This is a genomic window from Candidatus Nanopelagicus limnes, from assembly GCF_002287885.2.
Taxonomy (GTDB): domain Bacteria; phylum Actinomycetota; class Actinomycetes; order Nanopelagicales; family Nanopelagicaceae; genus Nanopelagicus; species Nanopelagicus limnae.
This window is the reverse complement of record NZ_CP016768.2, coordinates 138,428-162,925: the sequence shown is the minus strand read 5'-3', so window position 1 is coordinate 162,925 and position 24,498 is coordinate 138,428. Positions and strand designations below refer to the sequence as shown.

Here is a 24,498-nt window from a genome sequence, read left to right as displayed (position 1 = left end):
GTTGAAGGATAGATTTAAGGGGAAATAGGTAGGTATGTCTTTACTATCTTTTATTTTATTTCTGGGTTTTCCTTAACAAAAGTTATGTGATTACGCCAATCACCTGCGATGTGAAGGTAGTTATTACGTGCCCCTTCCAATTCAAAGCCAGCCTTTATTGCAACCTTTTTTGAAGCCTCATTCTCAGGGCGCAGATTGATTTCAATCCGATGCAGCTTTAATGTTTCAAAACCAAATTTAGTTAAGAGTTTTACTGCCCTAGTTGTATACCCACGGCTGGCAAATCTTTGATCAATCCAGTAGCCAATATGAGCACCTCGCATTGCTCCAAAAATAATTCCACCCAATGTGATCTGTCCGATTAATACTTCACTTTTATTTTCTTTAAGCCATATTCCTAATGAAATCGATCTGAGTGCTCTTATTTCCTTATTTAATTGCAGCACCATTCCGTAATAAGAAGGTAGTGGCGTATTGCTATCGATATGAGGTCTAGTTGCCTCCCATGGTGATAACCAATCTCTATTCACTGCTCGAACCGCATCCCATGCAGCTTTATCTCTAAACCGAATCGGTTTAAGAGTTATTTCATGGTCTGTTAATTTCTTCAAATTTTCCTAATTAATCATCAGAATGTTTACTTGATCACCGGCGCTTAACTTCTCACTCTTCTCATTTATCTCAATTAAACAATTTGCTATAGATAAGGTAATAAGTGAGTCTTGATCAGCCAGTGCTGATACTTGACCATCTTCATTTAGGAAGCCTCTTAAGAATTGCACCTTGCCTACTTCAGATGTTAAAGCTTTACTTAACTTAACTTTTTTACTTTTTCGGTCGGATATAACCCCAGTTAACATTTTAATAATCATTGGGCGTATGAAAAGTTCTGCTGAAAGATAATTACCAATTGGATCTCCCGGTAGGACCACTACCGGTGTCTTATCTGGGCCAATTACGCCGTAACTGTGCTTACTGCTTTCTGCAAGATTAGGAGTTACTATTTTTATTTCACCCAGGTTAGATAAAACCGATGTTATTAAATCAAATGATTCATCTTTAGATTCACCGCTAATTACAATTAAATCAGCTCTAACTAATTGATCTTCAACGATCAACTTAAGTTGCTCTTGTGTTTCAGGAATTGTGTGCACTCTAAATGCATGAGCCCCTGCTTCACGTACAAAGGTAGTCAAAAACCAGGAGTTACTCTCATATTCATCTTCATCATCAGCTAATTTGCTGCCTGGTTCAACTAGATCATCACCGGCGCTAATTATTACTACTCGTGGCTGTGGTCGACATGGCAATCTATCTAAGCCAAGGGATGCTGCCAGTGCGATCTGAGTTGAATCAATTCGTTGGCCACTTTTGATTACAAGTTTCTCATCCACCAATAGATCACTAGCCAAACTCGCCCCATGCGCATCAAGCAGTGGAAGGTCTAATGCCGCCAGTGGATTGCTCAAATTGAGCAATTGCTCCTGCATTGAAGCGACAGAAAGTAATTCATCCATACCTAAACCCTACTTTGCCCGAGCGATAAATTAAGGTAAGGGGCATGGTTAATAGCGAGAATAAATCTGCGCTTCGAAAGCAATACCGTAAAGAACGTGCGGACAGATTTATCAGTGAAAGCTGGCTACATATTCTCTCAGCAAATGAATTTAAAGATGTTTCAAAGATTGGCTCATACATTTCATATGATTTTGAACCAGAAACTAGTGATATAAATCAAAGAATTATTTCATCAGGCAAAACACTTTATCTGCCAAGACTGCTTAAAGATAATGATTTGGAATGGGTCGCTTGGGATGGTGATAAAAGTAAGTTAAAAAACTCTGACAAAACTCTTGAGCCAGTTGGTGAAGCTGCTAAAGATATTGAACTAGATCTAATTATTCTGCCGGCCTTACATGTTGACCGAACTGGAAATCGCTTAGGACAAGGTGGTGGCTCATACGATCGAGTGCTAGCCCGCAGCAATGCTTGGAGTATCGCGCTGCTGCATCGCGGTGAATTAACTAGTGAATTATTGCCAGTTGAGCCGCATGATCAGAAAATTAAAGCAGCTGCTACCCCAGAGATTATTGTCAGATTTTAATTAGTTAAAGTCTCTAGATTTCTAGCCATTACAACTCGTTGAATTTGATTTGTACCCTCATAAATTTGAGTTAACTTAGCATCGCGCATCATTCGCTCCACTGGATAATCACTTACATAGCCATAGCCACCAAGAACTTGCACGGCATCAGTTGTTACCTTCATAGCCACGTCAGTAGCAAAACATTTACTCGCAGCTGAGAAGAATGTTAAATCACTCTCTCCTCGCTCACTCTTTACCGCCGCAGCATAAGTAAGTTGTCTAGCTGCTTCAATCTGCATTGCCATATCTGCCAACATAAATTGGATAGCTTGAAAATCAAATATAGGTTTACCGAATTGTTGGCGCTCGTGGGCATATTTCTTAGCAACATCAAATGCACCTTGTGCGATACCTAGTGCTTGGGCTGCAATTGTAATTCTGGTGTGATCTAAAGTTTTCATGGCTAATGAAAAGCCGCTTCCTATCTCACCTAAACGACGATCATCATTAATCTTTACATTGTCGAAATAAACTTCCCGGGTTGGTGATCCACGAAAGCCCATCTTCTTTTCATGTGCGCCAAATGAAACACCTGCATCAGATTTTTCAATAATGAATGCAGAAATTCCTTTAGCCCCTTTACTAGCATCAGTTGAAGCTAGGACTGTGTAGAACTCTGAAACTCCAGCATTTGAAATCCACTTCTTGCTGCCAGAAATTATCCAGCTATCCCCATCTTTTACCGCCTTAGTTTTCATTGCAGCAGCATCAGAACCAGCTTCTGATTCAGATAGGCAATAAGAAAACCCTTTGCCCGCTGCAAGTTGAGTTAAATACTTCTTTTTTTGTTCATTATTGCCAGCAATCATTAATGGAACTGAACCTAATTTGTTAACCGCTGGAATTAATGACGAAGCGCCACAAACTCTTGCAACCTCTTCGATAATTATTACTGCAGCTAATGCGTCCGCACCTTGGCCGCCAAATTCAACTGGCACATGAGCAGCAGCAAGACCTGCTGCTTGAAGTGCATCTGCTGCCTCTTGCGGATACCTTGAGTTTTCATCAACATCATGAGCGAAAGGTAAAATCTTTTTTTGCGCTAGCGCACTAATACTTTCTCGAAGCGCTTGATACTCCTCGCCAAATAAAGCGGGCATATCTGAATTAATTGACATGGACATATTCTATTGTGAGTTATCTCGTCGATTTAACTCTGCTAAATATTGGTTATAGATAGCCAGATCATCTTTCTCGCCCATGGCAGCTGCTCGATCTGCAGCCCGATCAATCCGGGAGGCCTCTTTCTTATCTTGTCTTACCCACTGCAAGAAGGTGGCAAGAAGAGCAAGCAGGATTGGAATCTCACCCATTGCCCAACCAATTGCGCCACCTAATCTTTGGTCTGCAAGTAAATCTGTTGCCCATGGCCGCTCTAGAAGTGCGAAGTAGCCATTGTCTAGAAGAGTTGAAGCTGACATTAATGAGATTGAGAAAAACGCATGAATACTCATCGCAGCAAAAATAATTATCATCTTCACAATATGTGGCACTTTTCTAGGCATTGGATCAATTCCAATTAAGACTTGGAAAAATAATATGCCAGCTAGCAGGAAGTGAATAGACATAAAGAAGTGTCCGCTATGTCCCTGCATTAGATTTGAAAACAGTGGCGTGAAGTAAAGGGCAAAGAGTGAGCCATCAAATATGGCTAGTGCAACTACTGGATGGGTATAAAAGTTTGAAAGTTTTGAGTGCAGTATTGCGATAAATGCTCCACGAATTCCTCGCTCACCTTCACTTCGACCAACCGGTAAAGTTCTAAGCGCTAAAGTTATTGGCGCCCCAAGCACAATTCCAATAGGTGCAATCATGCCAAGCACCATATGCGAGAGCATGTGATTTGAAAACGCAAACCGTGAATAAACCCCTAAGCCACCACTTGTTGCAAAATCAATTGCTGATATTCCTAAAGCAAATGCAATTGTTCGCCCTACTGGCCACTTATCACCACGTCTACTTAAAATTACTACACCTTTTATATAAAGAGCGACTGCAAGTATTAATAGCCCAAGCATTAATCCATCCGCGTCATAGGCAAGTAAAACTCGAGAAAATGTTGGTGGCTCTGGCATTTCAAGTCCAGTTAGAAGCAAGGCTGGTGAAGAAACTACTTCACGATCTGGTGGGTTAACAGTTGATAGCCAGCTACCGACAAATATAGTTGAAAACATAACCACTATCTCAGCTGTAATTAATCTAAATACTGATGGAAAATCAGATTTGATTATCCATCTTCGATGCAATGCGCCAAATCCAATAAGAGTTATGGCTAAAAATATTTTCAATAAAGTAATTGCTCCGTACTTACTTTGCCAGGCTGATATTGAATCTAATCTGGTCCAGGCTGTGGCAGCGCCAGTAAGTGCCACGGTGATCGCACTCCATAAAGCAATCGCACTAAATCTAGGAAGTACAATTAACTTATGCTCGCTACCTAATTGCGTTAAACCAAATAGTCCGCCTACCCAAAAACTTAAGGCGATCACATGGATAACTAGAGCTCCAATTGCCAATCCATGATGGCCAGAGGTTGAACCATGGCTTTGAAAAATTGAGGCAGTGATAGCAATTAGTGAAATCAGAAGGGCAACATAGGTTGAAATGATCTTCTTAAGTGAGATCGCCAAGACAACTATTATCCCGATGATCTGAAGTAAATAACTCTTACCAATTGAAGTTTGCGTTAAATAAGACCTAATAACTGTTAAGTCAAAAGATGCTGTTATTGGTTGATCTAGCAAATATGCGATTTGAACTAAAATGTATATAAAGGTCGTGATTAGCCATAATGAAAGTAATCTTTTGGCTTTTTTTACTAAATCAAAATTAACAACTCTGCCCTTGCTGTCTAACTCCAGAAAAGCTATTGCAATTAATAAGCCAATGCTTAATACACCAGTTAACTGCATTAAGCCTTTGGTAAGGGGTGAGAGTAATTCAATCAAGTTTGAGCCCAAACTACTTTAAGAATTTTTTGCTGGTACTTGAGCTCTTCTTTACTTTTCGAGGCCGTGCTGGTGCTTTCAAGGTTTGCTTGGCATAGCGTGATAAGAAAATTAACATGATGAAAGCAAAAATCATCAATCCAATTACAAACAAATCTGTAATTCGATTTGGTGAGTTTGTAAGTACCTCTTCATCAGATGGTGATGGAGTTGGCAGTGCCATCTCTGCTGGAGCATTATAAAGAAAAGTGAATGTGCCGGTCATAGGTGGCTGATCAATTGCCATCAATGTGTATGCAACTGTGTACAAGCCTGAGGTTGTAAGTGGTTTAACTCCAACCATTAACACTGATCCTTGAATCTGAATCGAGCCATCATCAACTCTGATTCCTTTTGAATCACTTACCGTTATTTCATTCGCGCCATCTAATAAATCAGCGTTAGCTTTAATTGTTACAGCAGTTGGTGAAATGCTTAACACAGAACCTGCGGTTGGTGAGGTGCTAACAATTGAGGTTGCCCAAGAAGTAGGCACCGCAGCGCAAGTGATTAGTAGTGCGGTGAAAACTGTGCAAATCCGCTTAATCACATTGCCTCCTTAGTTGAGTTAGCCCTTATCTTGCCACTCACTTAAGATTACTCCTATGCCAACCTATGAATATCTGTGTAATGAGTGTGAACATGCTTTTGAGGCGGTTCAATCATTCACTGAATCAGCCATTGAAAAGTGCCCAAAATGCGATGGCGTAGTTCGCAAGGTTTATAACAATGTAGGTGTTGTATTTAAAGGAAGTGGCTTCTATAAAACCGATTCCAGAAGTACGCCAGCTCCTAAGAGTGAAACCCCCGCAACAAAGGCTGAAAGTAAGCCTGCTGCAAAAGTAGAAAGTAAGCCGGCTACAAAAAGTAAAGAATAACTCTTGCTAGTGGTGTGGTGGCTTATCCCTAGCGATCTCATCATCGCGATGTAAGTCAATTTCTAAATCTATTTCATCACTGGTTACTTTAGGTAGAAGTTCGTGATTAACTTCACTAGCCTTCTTAGGTGGATCTTTTATTTCATTTGAATCATTCTTCATTAGAATATAAGTCTACCCGCTTACATCAAAACTTACTGAATAGGTGAACATGTTTGTAAAACTAGGCTCATTAATTGTTAATCGTAAAAAACTTATTTTCTCAATATTCATAGTCGCTATTTTGTCTGCAGGTGTAATCGGGTCATCAGTTTTTGGCAAACTTGATAGTGGTGGCTATAACGATCCAAAAAGTGATTCAAGTAAAGCATTTGAGTATCTGACAGATGTGTTCAAAGTTAAGGACCCAGCAGTAGTCCTAGTTGTTGAAACAAAAGATGGGCTAACCGAACCTGATGTTGTTGCCTCTGCCACAAAACTTGAAACTGCTCTTAAATCTGAAGCGGGAGTCGGTTCAACACTTTCTTATTGGAGCGCTGGTGGTGCACCATCTTTAAAGAGCTCTGATTCTAAATCAGCATTTTTGTTTGTCTATAGCGAAGATGTCGAGTGGGATACTGTGCAAGGTCTAGGCAAAAGAATTCAAGAAAAGTACGATGGAAAGTTTGAGAATTTAACAATCTATGCCAGCGGTACTGGAGTATTCGCCCACGCGATTAATACTAAAATTGCTGATGATTTGAAACTATCTGAAGCAATATCAATACCTTTGACCTTCATTTTATTAGTCTTTGTTTTTGGTGGCTTAGTTGCAAGTGCGATGCCACTATTAGTTGGAGTATCTGCAATTCTTGGCTCATTGTTAATTATTTATCTATTGACCCTCTTTACAGGCGTCAGTGTTTTTGCTCTAAACCTGATTACAGGACTTGGTCTTGGCTTAGGTATTGATTACTCGCTATTAATTGTTAATCGCTTTAGAGAAGAGCTTCACTCCGGTAAGTCGGTAGATGAGGCAATCAAGAGAACTGTCGCAACTGCAGGAAAGACAGTTTTTTACTCTGGCTTAACAATTGTTATTACTTTGGCCGCTTTAATGCTCTTCCCGCTAATGTTCTTAAAATCATTTGGGTATGCAGGTGTAACAGTTGTAATCATGGCAGTCCTTGGTTCATTAATTGCATTACCAGCCTTACTAGCAATTCTTGGTAAGCGTATTGATAAAGCAGTAGTTAGAAAATCTGCATTAAAACCTAAAGAAGATGGCAGATGGGCACAGACTGCTAGATTTGTAATGGCAAAACCAATCTCTGTTGTTACCTTAAGTTTGATTGCATTAGGAGTTCTTGCTGCGCCAATTACTAATATAGTTTTCTCACAAGTTGATTCAAGAGTTTTACCAGCAAGTAATCCAGCAGCGTACGCTGCTCAGTTAATTACCGAAAGATTTCCTGGGCAAGAAGGTAATCCAATTGAAATTATCATTCCAAGTGGCGCGACAAAAATTACTCAGATAACTCAATACACATCCTCGGTGGCTAAAGTCGAGGGCGTAGTCAGAGTGGGTGAGCCGCAAATACTTGGAAATGATGTTCGGGTTATTGCAATTCATTCCATGGGTCCAAGAACGCCTGAAGCTGAAGTGATGATTAAAAAGATTAGGCAGATTTATGCTCCTGATCAAACACTAGTTGGTGGAGTTGCAGCCGATTACGCAGATACTCAAATAGGTATTGCTAAAACAATGCCGTGGGCGCTGCTGTGGATTGCAATCGGCGTATTGGTCCTACTCTTCGTATTTACTGGATCCATCATCTTGCCGATCAAAGCAATAATTCTAAATATTCTCTCACTTAGTGCCACCTTAGGTGTGATCACTTGGATATTTGTGGAGGGTCATCTGAAGTGGTTGGTCGGTGATTTCACTGTTACTGGCTCAGTTGATACTGGGTCAATTATTTTAGTTGCAGTTGTTGCATTTGGATTATCTATGGATTACGAGCTATTCCTGCTTTCTCGAATTAAAGAGGAACACGATGCTGGTCGATCAAACATTGAAGCTGTAGCGACTGGCTTGCAAAGATCAGCTCGAATTATTACCGCAGCAGCTGGCTTATTAGCAATTGTCTTTGCTTCTTTTATGTTAAGCGGTGTGACCTCAATAAAAATGCTTGGCTTTGGTGTGGCATTTGCAATTATTTTAGATGCAACATTGGTGCGTGCATTACTGGTTCCAGCATTAATGCGATTATTTGGTGAACGAAATTGGTGGGCACCAAAAGCTATGAAACGATTTACTTTAGATCATTAATTTATTGCGTCCCCGGCGGGAGTTGAACCTGCGACCTACCGCTTAGGAGGCGGTTGCTCTATCCACTGAGCTACGGGGACAATATTTAATTTTTTAATTTAAAATTTGTATTAATTACAAATCTTAATTTAATTCATTAATAATTGAAAACAATTGCAAAAACATGCGTGAATTTGTCTTTAAATTATCGCTGAGATAGAATAACAATAATTCGTTTGGAGTTAAATATCATGAAGGCCCTCGTTATAGGCGCCGGTGGAGTAGGTAGGGCGATAGCTAATATCGCATCACGACGTTCATTTATTGAATCTATGGTGATCGCCGACCGCACACTCTCTCGTGCAGAAGAGGCTGTAGCGCGCGTTAAAGATCCTCGCTTTTCCGCTGCCATGGTTAATGCCGCTGAACTTGAGGATGTTCGTGAGTTAATTCGTAAAGCAGATCCAGATGTTGTGATTAACGCCGTTGACCCACGATTTGTTATGCCGATATTTCTAGCTTGTGAGATTGAAAATACTAATTACATAGATATGGCAATGTCTCTTTCTCGTAAACACCCGCACTATCCATATACCGAAACTGGCGTGAAACTAGGAGACGAACAATTTGCCCGTGACTTTAACTGGGATGAGCGAAAGATCTTTGCCTTAATCGGTATGGGTGTTGAGCCAGGTATGAGTGATGTTTTTGCCAAGTATGCCAGTGAGCATTTATTTAGTCGGATTGATTCCTGCACAATTTTGGATGGTTCAAACTTAAGAGTTGAAGGATTTGATTTTGCTCCCTCATTTTCAATCTGGACCACTATTGAAGAGTGTTTAAATCCGCCGATTGTTTGGGAAGATGGCCGCGGTTGGTATACCACTACGCCATTTTCAGAGCTTGAGATATTTGATTTCCCAGAAGGCATTGGTCCAGTTGAGTGCGTAAATGTTGAGCACGAAGAGGTTATTTTAATTCCACAAAAAATTGATGCCAAAAAAGTTAACTTTAAATATGGCTTAGGTGCTGAGTTCATTACTATTTTAAAAACCATAAATATGCTTGGTATGGATCGTAAGGAAACTGTTGAAGTACAAGGCGTTGCAGTTTCACCAAGAGATCTTCTTACCGCATCACTGCCAGATCCTGGCACGCTTGGCGAACGTATGCGCGGTAAAACCTGTGCAGGTACGTTAGTAAAAGGATTAGATAAACAAGGAAATCCAAAAGCTGTTTATATCTACAACGTAGTTGATAATGCCTGGTCAATGAAAGAGTTTGGTGATCAAGCTGTTGTCTGGCAAACCGCGATTAATCCTGTGATTGCTTTGGAGTTAATTCATAATGGCGCATGGAAGCCACAAGGTGTTAATGGTCCAGAATGGTTTGAATCTAAGCCATTTTTAGATTTACTAGAAGAGTATGGAACTTCATGGCATATTCGTGATGAGGATGTTTCAGGAATTATTAAGTAATGGCTACCGCTCTAGTAACGGGTGCCACTGCTGGAATTGGCGGTGCCTATGCCAAACTGCTGGCTAAAGAGGGTTTTGATCTAGTTTTAGTTGCCAGAGATCTACCTAGATTAAATAAGGTTGCCAAAGAATTAGGCAAAACTTTTGGAATTAAAACTGAATGCATAAAGGCTGATTTAACAAAGCCTGCCCAATTAGCAAAGGTTGAAAAACGATTGGCTAGCACTACTAAACCTATTGAAGTTTTGGTAAATAATGCTGGTTTTGGAATTAAGGATAGTTTTTTAGATAGTGATTTAAACCGTGAGCAAGAGTTGCTAGATGTTTTAGTTACCGCTCCAATGCGTTTATCCCACGCCGTACTTCCTACAATGGTTAAGCGTAATAAGGGAGTGATTGTTAACGTTTCAAGTGTGGCAAGTTTTATTGCTGGTGGAACTTATAGCGCAGCAAAATCTTACCTAACAGTTTTCACTGAGTATCTACACACAGAACTAAGAGATACAAATATAAAGGTTTCAGCTTTGTGTCCAGGCTTTACCAAAACTGAGTTTCATGCCCGCGGCAATATGAAGATGGGCGGATTGCCAAATTACATGTGGACTGATGTGAATAATGTCGTTAAGAAATCTTGGAAATATGCCAAGGCAGGTAAAGTTATTTGTATTCCAGGTTGGCAGTACATGATGTTAAGTACTATTGCCAGAATTGCTCCCCGGCCAATAGTTCGGAAAGCTGGAATTAATGTTCGACGTAAACAACGCTAAAACCTATATTTCACATCAAATTCACTGACTTGCCTCAGCCACATACCTACTCATTGAATAATGCTCAAGTAGAATAAGGCCATACCTACATAAGGAGTAATTAGTGAAAAAGAAGATCTCGGCTTTAGCCCTTAGCGGATTTTTAATTCTTGGAGTCGCATCTCCTGTACAAGCAGCTACCTCAGGTGGTTCATGTACATCAGCAGGTGCCACAACCAAGATCGGAAAAAATGATTATGTTTGCGCAAAGAATCCTTTTTATAACACAACAAAGTTAACTTGGGTTTGGGATGGCTGCATTGAACTAAATACTGATTATGTTGCTGGCAATAAAGAAGCAGTAGACGCACTTCGTGCCTCTGAATCAAACCGTGCAATCCAAATTGAACCAGTTGGTGCACCACTTCGTGATTTGATCACATGGAACTCTTTGATTACCTACAAGAAATCTGATGTGGTTTATTACGCAAATACTTACTATTCAGCAACTAAAACTGGTACTAACAAAGCACCAACTGCTGCAAATATTGGCTCAACTAAATTCTGGGTTGTAAGTCAGCCAACAAATGCCAACTCAAAAATTGGTCAGATGCCAGCGCCAGCAAAGGTAATTACTACTGCAAATGCACAGGTTGCTGCTTTAACTTCAGCTGCAGTTAAGACCACAAATGCTGCTCTAAAGGTTAAATACAATGATCTATCAAGTTCTTTAGCAACAAAGATTTCAGCACTTGAAAGTGGAAAGGCTGCAATTCAATCTGTTGTTGATTCAATTGATCCAGCATTAGAGGAGTTTAAAAATACTTACAACTTAATGTTGATGATTAGATCTACAATTAAAGATAAGTGCAATCCTAAGTACTAATTCTTAAAACTTTAAGGCTGTAATGATCGCACCTATGCGATTGTTACAGCCTTACTTGTTGCCGTAAATTTAATTGGCTTTAGAGCAGAATTAGCTGGACCAACCTTTACCGCACCATTTAATCCAAACTCAGAGCCATGTCCACGAGGTCCAGGACAAACCCAACCACCATTATTTTGTTGAACAATCACACCAGCATGCGGGCAAGATAAGTTAACAACTGCAAAACCTTTCACCGATGCTGAAGTTCTAATTACAGCAACCTTGCCGTACTTCTTAATTGATAATTCCACGACTCCACCCACACTTGCCAAAGCTTTATTGGCTGCGAGTGAAACCTCAGTTTTGCCGCCAGGTAGATTTTTTATACCAGTTGCTGCGATCGCAGGGGTACTAGCAAGGGCCGCAACGGCTGCGCTACCGCAGATGAATTGTCTTCTTGAGAGTGCGATCACTTATTTGTCCCCAGATCTATTCTTTTGGCTATTGCATTATTTTACTATTAATTATGCAATTGTCTCGTCCCTACCTTGGCGTTAAGTGGATAGCCGCGGTGTTGCTCGCATCGCATCTGATATCAAGGTGGATATTTCCTGAGAATAATATATTTATTGATCTAGTTCTGTTTAACTCAATTGGTTTGTTTGCAGCCATTATCGCTCTTAGTGCCCCAGCTCATACTGATCGAGTATCAGCAATCTCATTTGGGTTTGCTGCCTTAATTTGGAGCATGGGTTCATTTTTTTCTACCTGGAACTCTTTTTTTGAACTTCAGATACCCAATGGCTTTTCAGATTTTTGTTATGCAATTTTCTATCCCTTAGTTTTCCTATCAGTCTCTCGAAGCTTTACTCAAAAGCGATCTATCTCAGCTTTGGAACTTTTAGATACTGTCATTATTGCTGTGGGCCTTACGAGTGTTTTGACCGCCTTTTTTCTAAAGCCTGCCATGCTCACATTTAGTGGAAATAGTTGGCAAGTATTCTTATCAATTCTTTATCCAGTTGGTGACATAGTGCTAGTGGCAATGGTTGCTGTCTATTTTCTTTTAAACCCATTTAGCTTTCAATCACTTCTATTAACAACTGGTTTATTAAGTTTTGCATCTTCGGATCTGTTTTTCATTTGGGCAAGCATTAATGATAAATATGAATTCGGCTCAATCACCGATGATGGCTGGATTCTTGGTTTATTACTACTTGCTACCTCACTTACATACTCCTCACCAAAATCAAAATTTTCAGAGAAAATATCTTCAGCCAGTGCCACAATCGCTCTAATTGCTAGTAGTACTTTGCTTGGAATTGCAGCTATTAAACCTGGCTATTTTCCAAGCTTTATTTTGATTCCAGGATTTATCACCATCGCTTTAGCATTTATTAGAATGAGTTTTGCTCTGCAAGAGGCAAACACAGCGGTGAGTGAGCGAGTATTGGCTAGAACCGATGAATTAACTGGATTGTCGAATCGCCGAAATTTTCTTCTGCACCTGAGCCAATTTAAAAGTGGCTTCATATTTTTGCTAGATCTAGATGGCTTTAAAAAGATTAATGATGAGCTGGGGCATGCAGCCGGGGATGAACTTCTTAGGCAGGTGGCAATGAGATTTTCTCGAGTTATTCCAAGCGGTGCCCAGTTGGCTCGTCTTGGTGGAGATGAGTTTGGTGTGATTGCCCAAATTGATCAGGGCCAGGCAATTGAGCTAGCACAAGCCCTTGGCTCAACCTTAAGTTATCCAATCTCCTTGCCAGCAGGAGCAGCCAAAGTAAATGTCAGCGTTGGCTTTGCCCCAATTGATCAAAGTGGTGAGTCAACTGACTGGCTAAGGCATGCAGATTTGGCGATGTATGCCGCAAAGAGAAATGGCGTGGGTAGCCAAATGTGGATTAGCAATATTGAAAATTTAGGTTAATCTTCACTGGCTAAATCCTTTAGCAAGATTCTTGGAGGTCCTAATTGGCAGCACGCTTTTCAAATCGAGTTCTGGTTTTAGGTGCAGGTTCAGTTTCACAATGTGTTCTTCCACTTTTAATTGAGCATCTAGTAGATGCAAAACAGATCACGATTGCAGATATGCGTGATAATCGAAGCCGAGTTTCTGAAGCAATCGCTGCGGGCGCAGTTTATGTTCAAGATCAATTAACCCGCGAAAATATGGATCAATTCTTATCAAAATACTTATCAGCTGGTGATTTTCTCTTAGACTTAGCTTGGAATATTGATGCCAATGAAATTATTGGCTGGGCACATGATCATGGTGTTATTTACTTAAATACTTCAATTGAAGAGTGGGATCCATACGCGGCTGGTGCCACACGTAATCCAACTGAGCGCACACTTTATTGGCGCCACATGAAGTTACGAAAGTTAACTGATACTTGGGGCGGCAAAGGACCAACTGCAATTGTTGAACATGGTGCTAACCCTGGTTTAGTTTCACATTTAACTAAGAAAGCTTTATTTGATATTGCAACCGCAGCAATTAAGGATGGCAAAGCTGCTGCTGGTGTTGCCGAAGCATTAGCATCTGAGAATTTTCCAACACTTGCGCAGAAGCTTGGCGTTAAGGTAATTCATATCGCAGAACGCGATACCCAAATCTCAGATAAACCTAAGCAGGTTAATGAGTTTGTTAATACCTGGTCAGTTGAAGGCTTTTATGAAGAGGGAATTGCCCCAGCTGAAATGGGTTGGGGAACTCATGAAAAAACATTGCCAGTTAATGCTTATCAACATCCTGATGGTCCAAAAAACCAGATCTGTATTGCCCAACCAGGTGCTACTACTTGGGTTAGATCTTGGGTTCCAAACATGGAAACAACAGGAATGGTTATTCGCCATGGTGAAGCTTTCACAATAAGTGATCACTTAACTGTTTGGGATGCAAGTAAAGCGGTTTATCGCCCAACTGTTCACTATGCATACTGCCCAACTGATGCTGCAGTTGCTTCTATGCATGAGCTGCAAATGCGTCAATGGGATTTAACTCCAAATCAAAGAATTATGAATGAAGAGATTATTGATGGGGATGATCGATTGGGTGTATTACTTATGGGACATCCATATAAATCATGGTGGACTGGTTCACTCCTTAACATCCATGACTCTAGAAAATTAGTTCCAAAACAATCTGCCACAACAGTTCAAGTTGCTAGCTCAGTTTATGCAGCAGTTGCTTGGGCGATGGCAAATCCAAACTCTGGTTACTTAGTTCCAGATGATCTACCTTGGCGAGAAGTTTTAGGATATGCAGAAAAATACTGGGGTGGCTACCACTCAGCAGCAGCTGATTGGGATCCGCTAATGCACCGTAATGATTTGTTTAAGGGTTGGAATAATCGCAAGTATGACGAAAGTGATCCCTGGCAGTTCTCTAACTTTTTAGTTTAATTCTAAAACTGCCATAGCGGCGTTGTGTCCTGCAATGCCGCTTACGCCACCGCCTCTAATCGCACCAGCACCACAAAGGAAAACTCTTGGATGATCTGTCTCTACTCCCCATTTAATTTCTGACCCGTCTTCTTTAAATGGAAGGGAAAGATCTTTGTGGAAGATATTTCCACGAGGTAAAAAGATTTCATTCTCTAAATCAATCGGGGATTTAACCTCAATACAAAGATCACCATTCACATCACTTGCAAGGCAACTCTCAACTGGCTCTACTAGATACTGGTTTAAAGCAGATAAGGCTCTTTGCTTTGCTAACTCTTTAGTTTTTGCTGGCTCAAGATCGAATAACTTTGCCGGGGTATGGAGAGCGAAAATTGTTAAGGTGTGGAAACCTTTTTGATTTAAATCATCTGAAAGTATTGAGTTATCTGAAAGGGAGTGACAATACATTTCTAATGGCAGCTCATCTGGAAAAACACCTGAATTAGCCTGCTTGTAAGCCTTTTCAAGTTGAGTGAAACTTTCATTTATGTGAAGTGTGCCCACAAAAGCATCCTTTGCATCAACGCCAGATTTAAACTTAGGCAATTTTTTTAGCAACATGTTTAACTTAACTTGCGAGCCCTCTAAAGATTTAGGTTGCTCATTGCCCAATAATTGAGCCAGTATCTGCGGGGCAGCATTTGAAAGCAAATAGCTTCCTTCAAACTTTTCACCATTTTCTACTTCAACAACAACCTGCAGGCTTTGGGCATCAATAGACTTAACTTTTGAGTTAACTTTAATTTCAACACCGAGCGAGAGTGCTTTTTGGTGAAGCTCATAGGTAAGGGCTCCCATTCCACCCTTTGGCACCTTCCACTCCCCAGTGCCATTTCCAATTAGATGGTAGAGAAAACAAATATTGCTCTGCATTTCATATGCCGAAGCAAATGTTCCAATTAATCCGTCCGTTAACACCACGCCTTTGACCAGATCATCTTTGAAGTATTGATCTAAAGTTTCACCTAAAGATTGTTCAATTAGCATCTGCCAAACTAGATCATCATTTAATTTACTTTTTACTTCACTCTTAGTTGGTAGTGGCTGAAGGAGCGTGGGCGCAATTACTTGAGCAAACTGACTCACCTGATCATAAAAGCGCTGCCAAGCTTGGCCCTCTATATCTGAGCCAGTTAATTGGTTAAATGATTGAACATTGCTTTCATCCCAAACTCGTTTAACTAATAGACCGGCGTCATTACCACTCTTTTCATAAGGGGTATAAGAAGAAATTTTGCGAGAAATACATTCAAAATTTAATCCAAGCTCTTTTATTATTTGATCTGGCAGTAATGAAACAAGGTATGAGTATCTAGATAATTTTGCCTCTAATCCTGCAAAAACATACTCAGATGTTGATGCACCACCTATCTCACTATTTGCTTCAAGTACTAATACTTTTTTGCCAGCTTTTGCTAAGTAACAGGCGGCAACTAATCCATTATGTCCGCCGCCAATGATTAGAACATCATGTTTGCTCATATTAATCCTTTGGATAAGCAGGCTTGTTAACTTTAATCTCCTCTAACCTTGCTAGAGATTCAGCTCGTTCAACTTTATGATCAACGATTTGCTTCACATAACCTTTGGTATAGCCATCAGGATGTTCCCAAGGCTCATGGATTTCAATACCTTTAATGTGGGCAAGTTCTGGCACATACTTTCTAACGTAATCTCCGTTTTCATCAAATCGTTTGCCTTGTTCAATTGGATTAAATATTCGGTAGTAAGGGGAGGCATCGGTGCCACAACCTGCTGTCCACTGCCAACCATGGGCATTTGATGCCACGTCATAATCAACTAAATGTTCACGGAAAAATCTCTCCCCTACTTGCCACTCTAAGTGAAGATCTTTAACTAAAAATGAGGCGACCACCATTCGGGTTCTATTGTGCATCCAACCTTCAACTAGTAATTGGCGCATAGCCGCATCCACAAATGGATAACCAGTTTTACCATCACACCAAGCTTTAAATTTTTCACCAGGTTGGTCATATCGCATACTTGCAAACTGTTTCGCGTAATACTCAGTTTCAGTATGTTGATTATGAAATAAAATATCTGCATAAAATTCACGCCAGGCAATTTCTTTGCGATAAACATCATGGGCTTTGCTATCTCCAAGTGGTGCTAACAAAGTTCGTGGATGGATTTCTCCCCACTTTAGATGCGCACTCATTTTACTAGTGCCATCAATTCCAGCCAGATTTCTTGCCTCATCGTAATTATCTAAGCCATTCTTTTGAAAATACTTAAATCTTTCTAATGCTGCAGCTTCACCAGCTGGTGTGATTTTTGTGCCATCAGGTAGTTTCCAATCTGGGAATGCTCTTGCATCCTTAGATGGGGCTATCGCATTAATATTTTTTGGAGATTCAGCTGGTTTGCGCCAACCATGAATGCACCATGCTTTATAAAAAGGTGTGTAAACCCGGTATGGAGTGTCATCACTTGGCTTTCTTACTCGGCCAGGTGCAACAGCATATGGAGATCCGGTTCTAATTAATTTAATTCCAGAAGCCTCAATACTTTCATCTCGCTTTGCCCCATATGGTTCATATTCAGTTGAGATATGAACTGTACTGGCGTTATTTTTACTCATTAACTCTTTTAGAACTGTTATTTGATCCCCCGCAATTACATGCAACTTATTTCCAAGAGAGTCATCTAGATGGTGAAGTGATTGACCAAGGTATGCCAATCTTTTGCTACCAGCAGTTTTAATTAACTTAGGATCTAAGATAAAAACTGGAACTATTGCTTCACCTTCTGCCATAGCAGCTAGTAATGCAGGATTATCATTTAATCTAAGGTCTCTGCGAAACCAAAAAATTGAATTGCTGGCCATTGGCTTATATTGCCACTAGGCAACAATTAAAATTCAGGTTAGTTGTGAAGGGATTCCACTGAAGCATCCCAACCTTTAACATCTTGCGGCTTTCTTGGGCCTGGCCCAACATATCTAGCTGACGGGCGAATAATTCGACCAGTTCGCTTTTGCTCCAGAATATGCGCAGACCATCCAGCAGTTCTGGCTGCTGTAAACATTGAAGTAAATAAGTTTGCTGGAACTTGGGCAAAATCTAAAACAATTGCGGCCCAAAACTCAACATTAGTTTCTAGAACTCGATCTGGTTGACGTTGTTTTAATTCAGCTAACGCGGCTTTTTCTAAAGCGAGCGCCACTTCATACCTTGGTGCATTTAACTCTTTTGCAGTTCTACGCAATGTGCGAGCGCGTGGATCCTCAGCGCGATAAACCCGGTGACCAAAGCCCATCAATCGCTCACCCTTATCCAAAATTGATTTCACATAACTTTCAGCGTTACCTGACTTTTCAACCGCTTCAATCATGCTTAATACGCGAGCAGGAGCGCCACCATGTAATGGTCCACTCATTGCGCCAATCGCACCTGAGATTGAAGCAGCAACATCTGCTCCAGTTGATGCAATAACTCTGCCGGTAAATGTTGAGGCGTTCATGCCATGTTCAGCAGCTGAAACAAAGTAGGCATCAATTGCCCGCACATGTACTGGATCTGGTTCACCCCGCCAGCGAATCATCATTCGCTCAACAACTGTGTGTGCTTTATCAATCTCTGATTGTGGAATAACTTGCGCGATTGTGCCACGGGCAGATTGGGCAACATAGGAAAGCACCATTACTGAAACTCTTGCTAAATTACTTCTTGCCTCTTCATCTGAAATATCAAGTAGTGGCTTTAATCCCCAAGCCGGAGTAAGCATGGCAATTGCAGATTGCACATCCACTCGCACATCACCGGTGTGAACTGGAATTAAGAATGGTTCAGCAGGTGGAAGTCCTGGATTAAATTCATCATCAACTAATAAACCCCAAACATTTCCAAAGGTAACTCGACCAACTAAATCTTCAATATCAACGCCGCGATATCTAAGCGCGCTGCCTTCTTTATCTGGTTCTGCAATCTTGGATTCAAATGCGATTACACCTTCTAGGCCGGGCTTGAAGTCATCGCTCACTTTAAGTGCTCCTTTTGCTACGTGATTATGATCCTATTCTGCTACTTCGGCGCTAATGCGCCAAATGAGATCTAAAGTGAGGTTGGATACAGCCATGACCAATCGTGAAGATATCGCGGCAATGCGCCGTCAGTATGGCGAGGTTGGCTTAGTAGAAGCTAATCTGCCAGCAGATCCACTTGCCTTATTTGATACCTGGCTTAAAGATGCGGCTAGCAATGAGATTGTGGTGGAGGCGAACGCGATGGTGCTTTCAACTACGGTAGATGATCAACCAACAAGTCGCACCGTTCTACTAAAAGATCTAACTGATACTGGTTTCACCTTTTTTTCTAATTATGAATCAAGAAAAGCAGAACAAATTGCAAAAAATAATCAGGTCAGCTTGGTTTTTCCTTGGTATCCACTTGAGCGACAGGTAATTGTGATTGGCATAGCTTCAAAGATTTCAAAAGAAGAGTCAGAAAAATACTTTGCAACTAGACCACGTGGTTCACAGATTGGTGCCTGGGCAAGTGCGCAATCAAGTGAGTTATCTTCTAGAGCGCAATTAGAGAAAAGTTTTAAAGATTTTGAGAAGAAGTGGCCAGAAGGTGAGGCCATTCCAATGCCAGATCATTGGGGTGGGTACTTAGTAACACCAAAATCTATTGAGTTCTGGCAGGGGCGATACTCAAGGCTGCATGATCGCATCCGTTATGTGAGGGATGATAATAATAATTGGCAGATTAAACGGCTTAACCCCTAATATCTACCAATGAGTGAAATTAAGATCCCAGAAAATTTAAAACCATCTGATGGCAGATTTGGTTGTGGGCCGTCAAAAATTTTGCCAGCATCTATTGCAAACTTAGCCAGTAATTATGGAAAAGTTTTAGGAACAAGTCATCGCCAAAAACCAGTTAAAGAGGTAGTTGGTGCGGTTAGAAGTGGACTTAAATCTTTATTTTCACTTCCTGATGGTTATGAAGTAATTATTGGCAACGGTGGATCAACCGCTTTTTGGGATATTGCAACCTTTGCGTTAATTGAAAACAAATCTCAGCACCTAGTCTTTGGTGAGTTCTCATCTAAATTTGCAACAGCAGCAAAAGAGGCGCCAATGATTGGTGATCCGGAAGTAATTAAAACTGAGCCCGGCTCACATCCACTGCCAAAAGTTTCAGCAGATATCGATACCTATGCCTTAACGCATAATGAAACAAGCACTGGAGTAATGATGCCAATCATTCGACCAGCTGGCTCGGCAGGCAGCCTGGTGTTAGTTGATGCCACAAGTGCGGCTGGTGGCCTTGATTTAGATATTTCACAATCTGATTGCTACTACTTCGCGCCGCAAAAATCATTTGCCTCCGATGGTGGTTTATGGATTGCGATTATGAGCCCGGCAGCAATTGCCCGTGTTGAAAAAATTAAAGCAAGTGGGCGATGGGTGCCAGCATTTTTTGATCTTTCAATTGCAATTGAAAACTCACGCCTTGATCAAACTTATAACACTCCAGCTCTTGCCACCATAATTTTATTAGCAGAGCAAATCAATTGGATGAATTCAAATGGTGGCTTAAAGTTTGCAGCCGGTCGAAGTGAGGATTCATCAAATCGTTTGTATTCATGGGCTGAGAAAACTAGTTACACCACACCATTTGTTGCCGACCCAGCAATGCGTTCAAAGGTAGTTGGCACAATTAATTTTGATGAAAGCATTGACGCACTTGAAATCGCAAAGGTATTGCGTGCTAATGGCATTGTGGACACAGATCCATATCGTAAATTAGGTAAGAACCAACTTCGAATTGGAATGTTTCCAGCAGTTGAGCCAGCAGATATTGATGCACTCACAAGCTCTATTGAGTATGTAGTAGAAAAGCTTGCCAAATGATGAGCGCAAAGTTTCGACGCCGCGTCACAATTGGAATTTTGTTTGGCATGGTTGCCATGGTTTTACTTAGCGGACTCTAGGAGAAAAATGAGAGAAGCAATCTTTGTAATTGCCTTAGGCATTGTGCTTTGGATAATCGCATTTGTGTTTGCGATTGTGATGAACGCAGATACTAATGTCTTATGGATATGCGTAATAGGCGCAGCGTTTGGCGCAATGGGACTTCGTTACACCATCAAACGCGGTCGAAAAGGCGCGCTTTAATTCCCATCAATCTGGGATGCAATACCGCGCAAAACTTTAGCTAATCGCTCACTATCTGCAGCAGTTGAGCTTTTGCCACTTCTAAGGCCATTACCAAAGCGATCTAAAATTTTGATCGTATCTTCAATCATTGCTGCTAAATCATCATTTTTACCACGGGAACCAGTTGCCATAGTTGGTGGTGCTTCAACAATTGAAACAGAAAGTGCTTGTGGTCCACGACGACCATCTGCAATTGAGAAATCTAATTTTGTACCAGGCTTTACAGTTGTTACACCCTCCGGCAATGCTGCAGCGGCAAGGTAAACATCTTCACCTTCATCATTGGAAATAAATCCAAAACCTTTTTCTAAACTAAACCATTTAACTCGACCAGTAGGCATTGGTATCTCCCTTCAATTTTTAGTATTCGTTTAGGCCATCTCTAGATGGGCAGGTGGATAGTTTAACCCAAGTAACGCACTCGGCGTTAGCCGATTATTCAGCCTTAATTAGCGCCTCAGAGTGCGCACCACAGCCATGATCAACGGAAACTACCCGGGCATCCTCAGGTGAAATCGCATTGGAGCAAACTCCAAATGCACTTCGAAGGGATCCGGCAATTGGAATAAAAAATCCGCAAGATGAACAAGGCTTAGGAGCAGATTGCGCAATTGGTGCGCGAGGTCCGCGATCTCCTTCATACCATCTCTTACTGGCTGCATCTCGACCAACAATTGATAAAACTCTAGCTCTGCTTAAACCAAACTCAAATAGTTGCGCAATATCTAACTCTTCTTCCCCAGGAAGGGCTGCATAACTTTGAGTTAACCGTTCATCATCTGGTGAGGTTGGTACTACATCGCCAATTCCTAAATCTCCTGGCTGAATTCTTTGTGAGTACGGAACCCAATTTGGCGCTAGTAATGATTTAGCACCTGGTAGTAAAACTACATCACAGATTGTTGCAGGTGATTTATCATCAATTTTTGCAACTGTTACTGCCCACATCCAACCTGAATAGCCTGGAAGTTTTGCGTGAAATAAATAGGTAGCAACTCTTTCTTCATCAGAATCAATTGAATAAAACTCACCGACATACTCACTCTTGCCGGCATCTTCAATAACTGCTTGCTTTGCAATACTTAACGCGCCAAAAATATCATTCTTATTAACTTCAACATCAATCTTTGCTGGATAGGTTTTTTCCGGTGCAATATAAGGTTTTCTAACAATTGCAGGACGTACTACCTCTTCAACCTTAGGTTGGCTAATTGCCTCCAAAATTGAATCATCAACTGGTGCCTCTGGCTCTGCCACCAGTGAGCTCTCGTTTTTGCGGAGCTTTTTAAATAATGATTTCTTCTTTGCCATAAGTAGATTGTAATCTGCTTATGATTAAAATGAAAAAGCCCCCGTTTTTATGCGGGGGCTTTTTGTAATTACTAATGGATATTTTTTAGAAATCCATTCCGCCGCCGTCGCCACCAGGCATTGGCGCAGCTGATTTTGGCTCTGGCTTATCTGCAATAACTGCCTCTGTTGTTAAGAAGAGGGCAGCAATTGATGCAGCATTTTGCAATGCTGATCTTGTTACCTTTGCAGGATCAATAATTCCAGTCTTGATCATGTCCACATATTCACCAGTTGCAGCATTTAAGCCAAAACCAGTTTCAAGTCCGCGAACCTTTTCAACAATTACGCCACCTTCAAGGCCAGCGTTAATTGCAATCTGCTTAAGTGGTGATTCAACTGCATACTCAACAATCTTTCCACCAGTTGCTTCATCTCCAGTTAACTTCAATTTAGAAAAAGCAACCTTGGCTGCTTGAAGGAGTGCAACGCCGCCGCCGGCAACAATGCCCTCTTCTACTGCAGCTTTAGCATTACGAACTGCATCTTCAATTCGGTGCTTGCGCTCTTTTAATTCAACCTCAGTTGCAGCTCCGGCCTTGATAACTGCAACACCGCCAGCAAGTTTTGCTAAACGCTCTTGTAGTTTCTCACGGTCATAATCAGAGTCACTCTTTTCGATCTCAGCACGGATTTGATTAACTCGGCCCTTGATCTGCTCAGCATCTCCGCCACCTTCAACAATTGTGGTCTCTTCTTTTGCAATTACTACCTTGCGCGCAGTTCCAAGTAGCTCCAAAGTTGTTTGATCAAGCTTTAGACCAACCTCTTCAGAGATAACTGTTGCACCAGTTAATATCGCAATATCTTGCAACATTGCCTTGCGGCGATCACCAAAGCCAGGTGCTTTAACTGCAACTGATTTAAATGTGCCACGAATCTTATTTACTACTAAGGTTGAAAGTGCTTCACCCTCAACATCTTCAGCAATAATCACAAGCGGCTTGCCAGTTTGCATTACCTTTTCAAGTACTGGAACAAGATCTTTGATATTTGTAATCTTTGAGTTTGCGATCAAGATGTAAGCATCTTCCATAACAGTTTCCATGCGATCGGTATCAGTTACAAAATAAGCTGAGATATAACCCTTATCAAATCGCATTCCCTCTGTTAGCTCTAACTCAAGCCCAAAGGTATTGCTCTCTTCAACGGTAATTACACCCTCTTTACCAACCTTATCCATCGCTTCAGCGATCATGTTTCCGATTGTGGTGTCCGCTGCTGAGATGGAAGCAGTTGCTGATATTTGCTCTTTAGTCTCAACTGGCTTTGCCATCTTAAGTAATTCATCTGAGATCGCCTCTACTGCTTTTTCAATTCCACGCTTTAATGACATTGGATTAGATCCTGCTGCCACATTTCGCAATCCTTCTCTAACCATTGCTTGAGCTAGAACAGTTGCAGTTGTAGTGCCATCACCGGCAACATCATCAGTCTTCTTTGCAACCTCTTTAACAAGGTCAGCTCCAATTTTTTCCCATGGATCATCCAGTTCAATCTCTTTTGCAATTGAAACACCATCATTAGTAATTGTTGGCGCTCCCCATTTTTTCTCAAGTACAACGTTTCGACCACGGGGCCCAAGGGTTACCTTGACCGCATCAGCTAATACATTCATGCCGCGCTCTAAACCGCGACGAGCCTCTTCGTTGAAGGCAATCATCTTTGCCATTTTTTTTCTCTCCCTCTATTTTTTTTACTTAAGCCTTGCTTGGGTGTTTTTATCACTCACACCTCTAGAGTGCTAAAGCCAAATCTAGAGGATTTATTCCAGATGCGCCAAATCAGCCCAAGGGGCTTGAGGCTTTGTGCTTGGTGAGGGTATTAGAGGGTGAAGCCGAGTTTGCTGCTGCTGCGGGCAGCGGTGCGCTGTTGGCGCACTCTTAATAGGCGCTTAACTAATAAAGGCTCTGCCATTAACGCAGCCTCTCGATCAATTAAATTATTTAGCATTTGATAATAAACAGGTGGGGTTAAATTAAATAACTCTTTGATTGAACTCTCCTTCGCCCCGGAATGGCGCCACCAAGTGCGCTCAAACTCGAGCATCCTAAGTTCAAGCTCTGATAATCCAGATGAGCTTGCATCATTAAGGGGCATAGAAAATTCAGACATGGG

The 24,498-nt window shown here is 41.2% G+C and carries 25 protein-coding genes and 1 tRNA gene; 11 read left to right on the top strand and 15 right to left on the bottom strand.

Translation table 11 applies throughout. The features are described 5' to 3' along the window. Positions 1-50: 50 nt before the first annotated feature. Positions 51-611 (bottom strand): GNAT family N-acetyltransferase, encoded by a 561-nt coding sequence (locus B1s21122_RS00865; RefSeq protein WP_095681087.1) that lies wholly within the window; start codon positions 609-611, stop codon positions 51-53. Positions 612-617: 6 nt separating this feature from the next. Then, entirely contained in the window at positions 618-1,517 is a 900-nt protein-coding gene (locus tag B1s21122_RS00860; RefSeq protein ID WP_095681088.1) for a molybdopterin-binding protein, read from the bottom strand. 44 nt (positions 1,518-1,561) lie between these two features. On the opposite strand from B1s21122_RS00860, the gene B1s21122_RS00855 reads away from it, so the two are divergent. Further along, positions 1,562-2,104, top strand: coding sequence for a 5-formyltetrahydrofolate cyclo-ligase (locus tag B1s21122_RS00855; protein WP_095681089.1), 543 nt, complete (start codon positions 1,562-1,564; stop codon positions 2,102-2,104). Here the strand turns inward: B1s21122_RS00855 and B1s21122_RS00850 are convergent. From B1s21122_RS00850 to B1s21122_RS00840, 3 genes are read right to left on the bottom strand one after another with little or no spacing between them, the layout of a single operon-like run. Beyond that, positions 2,101-3,264, bottom strand: a complete 1,164-nt coding sequence (locus tag B1s21122_RS00850; RefSeq protein ID WP_223299066.1) for an acyl-CoA dehydrogenase family protein — start codon at positions 3,262-3,264, stop codon at positions 2,101-2,103. The two genes, B1s21122_RS00855 and B1s21122_RS00850, sit on opposite strands and share 4 nt — an antisense overlap. A 9-nt stretch (positions 3,265-3,273) precedes the next feature. After that, complete coding sequence (locus B1s21122_RS00845; RefSeq protein ID WP_223299065.1) at positions 3,274-5,094, bottom strand: bifunctional copper resistance protein CopD/cytochrome c oxidase assembly protein; 1,821 nt, start codon at positions 5,092-5,094, stop codon at positions 3,274-3,276. A gap of 13 nt (positions 5,095-5,107) precedes the next feature. Further along, positions 5,108-5,683 carry a copper resistance CopC family protein gene (locus tag B1s21122_RS00840; RefSeq protein WP_223299064.1) on the bottom strand — a complete coding sequence of 192 codons (576 nt, stop codon included), beginning with the start codon at positions 5,681-5,683 and terminating at the stop codon, positions 5,108-5,110. 55 nt (positions 5,684-5,738) lie between these two features. Between B1s21122_RS00840 and B1s21122_RS00835 the strand changes: the two genes are divergently transcribed. Then, complete coding sequence (locus tag B1s21122_RS00835; protein WP_095681091.1) at positions 5,739-6,011, top strand: FmdB family zinc ribbon protein; 273 nt, start codon at positions 5,739-5,741, stop codon at positions 6,009-6,011. 6 nt (positions 6,012-6,017) lie between these two features. Here the strand turns inward: B1s21122_RS00835 and B1s21122_RS06350 are convergent, their stop codons facing one another. Continuing rightward, positions 6,018-6,173: a hypothetical protein gene (locus B1s21122_RS06350; protein WP_190278569.1), complete on the bottom strand. Its 156-nt coding sequence runs from the start codon at positions 6,171-6,173 to the stop codon at positions 6,018-6,020. A 49-nt stretch (positions 6,174-6,222) separates the two neighbouring features. Between B1s21122_RS06350 and B1s21122_RS00830 the strand changes: the two genes are divergently transcribed. Then, a complete protein-coding gene (locus B1s21122_RS00830) occupies positions 6,223-8,322 on the top strand; it encodes an MMPL family transporter (RefSeq protein ID WP_095681092.1) in 2,100 nt (699 codons plus the stop codon). A gap of 7 nt (positions 8,323-8,329) precedes the next feature. On the opposite strand, the gene B1s21122_RS00825 is transcribed toward B1s21122_RS00830, so the two are convergent. Further along, positions 8,330-8,402: transfer RNA gene (locus tag B1s21122_RS00825), tRNA-Arg, on the bottom strand. Positions 8,403-8,552: 150 nt separating this feature from the next. Between B1s21122_RS00825 and B1s21122_RS00820 the strand changes: the two genes are divergently transcribed. The 3 genes from B1s21122_RS00820 to B1s21122_RS00810 all read left to right on the top strand — a co-directional run bounded on the left by B1s21122_RS00820 (position 8,553) and on the right by B1s21122_RS00810 (position 11,411). Next, positions 8,553-9,779: a saccharopine dehydrogenase family protein gene (locus B1s21122_RS00820; protein ID WP_095681093.1), complete on the top strand. Its 1,227-nt coding sequence runs from the start codon at positions 8,553-8,555 to the stop codon at positions 9,777-9,779. Next, positions 9,779-10,546 (top strand): SDR family NAD(P)-dependent oxidoreductase, encoded by a 768-nt coding sequence (locus B1s21122_RS00815; RefSeq protein WP_095681094.1) that lies wholly within the window; start codon positions 9,779-9,781, stop codon positions 10,544-10,546. Before B1s21122_RS00820 ends, B1s21122_RS00815 begins: the two co-directional genes overlap by 1 nt. A 103-nt stretch (positions 10,547-10,649) precedes the next feature. Then, the gene (locus B1s21122_RS00810) at positions 10,650-11,411 is read left to right on the top strand and encodes a hypothetical protein (protein ID WP_095681095.1); all 762 of its coding nucleotides are present in this window, start codon (positions 10,650-10,652) and stop codon (positions 11,409-11,411) included. Between the two features lie 32 nt (positions 11,412-11,443). On the opposite strand, the gene B1s21122_RS00805 is transcribed toward B1s21122_RS00810, so the two are convergent. Then, entirely contained in the window at positions 11,444-11,866 is a 423-nt protein-coding gene (locus B1s21122_RS00805; protein WP_095681096.1) for a QcrA and Rieske domain-containing protein, read from the bottom strand. 53 nt (positions 11,867-11,919) lie between these two features. On the opposite strand from B1s21122_RS00805, the gene B1s21122_RS00800 reads away from it, so the two are divergent. Together B1s21122_RS00800 and B1s21122_RS00795 are read left to right on the top strand one after the other, a co-directional pair. Further along, positions 11,920-13,323 carry a GGDEF domain-containing protein gene (locus B1s21122_RS00800; RefSeq protein ID WP_095681097.1) on the top strand — a complete coding sequence of 468 codons (1,404 nt, stop codon included), beginning with the start codon at positions 11,920-11,922 and terminating at the stop codon, positions 13,321-13,323. Positions 13,324-13,367: 44 nt separating this feature from the next. After that, positions 13,368-14,801, top strand: a complete 1,434-nt coding sequence (locus B1s21122_RS00795; protein ID WP_095681098.1) for a homospermidine synthase — start codon at positions 13,368-13,370, stop codon at positions 14,799-14,801. Here the strand turns inward: B1s21122_RS00795 and B1s21122_RS00790 are convergent. Genes B1s21122_RS00790 through B1s21122_RS00780 form a run of 3 tightly spaced genes read right to left on the bottom strand, consistent with a single transcriptional unit; the run spans position 14,793 to position 18,845 of the window. Beyond that, a complete protein-coding gene (locus B1s21122_RS00790; protein WP_095681099.1) occupies positions 14,793-16,325 on the bottom strand; it encodes a phytoene desaturase family protein in 1,533 nt (510 codons plus the stop codon). The two genes, B1s21122_RS00795 and B1s21122_RS00790, sit on opposite strands and share 9 nt — an antisense overlap. Before the next feature lies 1 nt (position 16,326). Then, a complete protein-coding gene (locus B1s21122_RS00785) occupies positions 16,327-17,691 on the bottom strand; it encodes a cryptochrome/photolyase family protein (protein WP_095681100.1) in 1,365 nt (454 codons plus the stop codon). Positions 17,692-17,729: 38 nt separating this feature from the next. Further along, positions 17,730-18,845 carry a citrate synthase 2 gene (locus tag B1s21122_RS00780; RefSeq protein WP_095681101.1) on the bottom strand — a complete coding sequence of 372 codons (1,116 nt, stop codon included), beginning with the start codon at positions 18,843-18,845 and terminating at the stop codon, positions 17,730-17,732. Between the two features lie 94 nt (positions 18,846-18,939). Here B1s21122_RS00780 and pdxH point away from each other — a divergent pair, with 94 nt between their 5' ends. From pdxH to B1s21122_RS00765, 3 genes are all read left to right on the top strand, one after another. Continuing rightward, positions 18,940-19,593: a pyridoxamine 5'-phosphate oxidase gene (gene pdxH / locus B1s21122_RS00775; protein WP_095681102.1), complete on the top strand. Its 654-nt coding sequence runs from the start codon at positions 18,940-18,942 to the stop codon at positions 19,591-19,593. A gap of 9 nt (positions 19,594-19,602) precedes the next feature. Next, entirely contained in the window at positions 19,603-20,724 is a 1,122-nt protein-coding gene (gene serC, locus B1s21122_RS00770) for a phosphoserine transaminase (protein ID WP_095681103.1), read from the top strand. An 87-nt stretch (positions 20,725-20,811) separates the two neighbouring features. Beyond that, positions 20,812-20,988: a DUF2530 domain-containing protein gene (locus tag B1s21122_RS00765; protein WP_095681104.1), complete on the top strand. Its 177-nt coding sequence runs from the start codon at positions 20,812-20,814 to the stop codon at positions 20,986-20,988. Here the strand turns inward: B1s21122_RS00765 and B1s21122_RS00760 are convergent. From B1s21122_RS00760 to B1s21122_RS00745, 4 genes are all read right to left on the bottom strand, one after another. Continuing rightward, positions 20,985-21,371, bottom strand: coding sequence for a cold-shock protein (locus tag B1s21122_RS00760; RefSeq protein ID WP_095681105.1), 387 nt, complete (start codon positions 21,369-21,371; stop codon positions 20,985-20,987). The two genes, B1s21122_RS00765 and B1s21122_RS00760, sit on opposite strands and share 4 nt — an antisense overlap. A gap of 94 nt (positions 21,372-21,465) precedes the next feature. Continuing rightward, complete coding sequence (locus B1s21122_RS00755) at positions 21,466-22,341, bottom strand: DUF3027 domain-containing protein (protein ID WP_095681106.1); 876 nt, start codon at positions 22,339-22,341, stop codon at positions 21,466-21,468. 85 nt (positions 22,342-22,426) lie between these two features. Further along, positions 22,427-24,052, bottom strand: a complete 1,626-nt coding sequence (groL, locus tag B1s21122_RS00750; RefSeq protein ID WP_095681107.1) for a chaperonin GroEL — start codon at positions 24,050-24,052, stop codon at positions 22,427-22,429. Between the two features lie 152 nt (positions 24,053-24,204). Further along, positions 24,205-24,495, bottom strand: a complete 291-nt coding sequence (locus B1s21122_RS00745; RefSeq protein WP_095681108.1) for a DUF3263 domain-containing protein — start codon at positions 24,493-24,495, stop codon at positions 24,205-24,207. Positions 24,496-24,498: the final 3 nt, after the last annotated feature.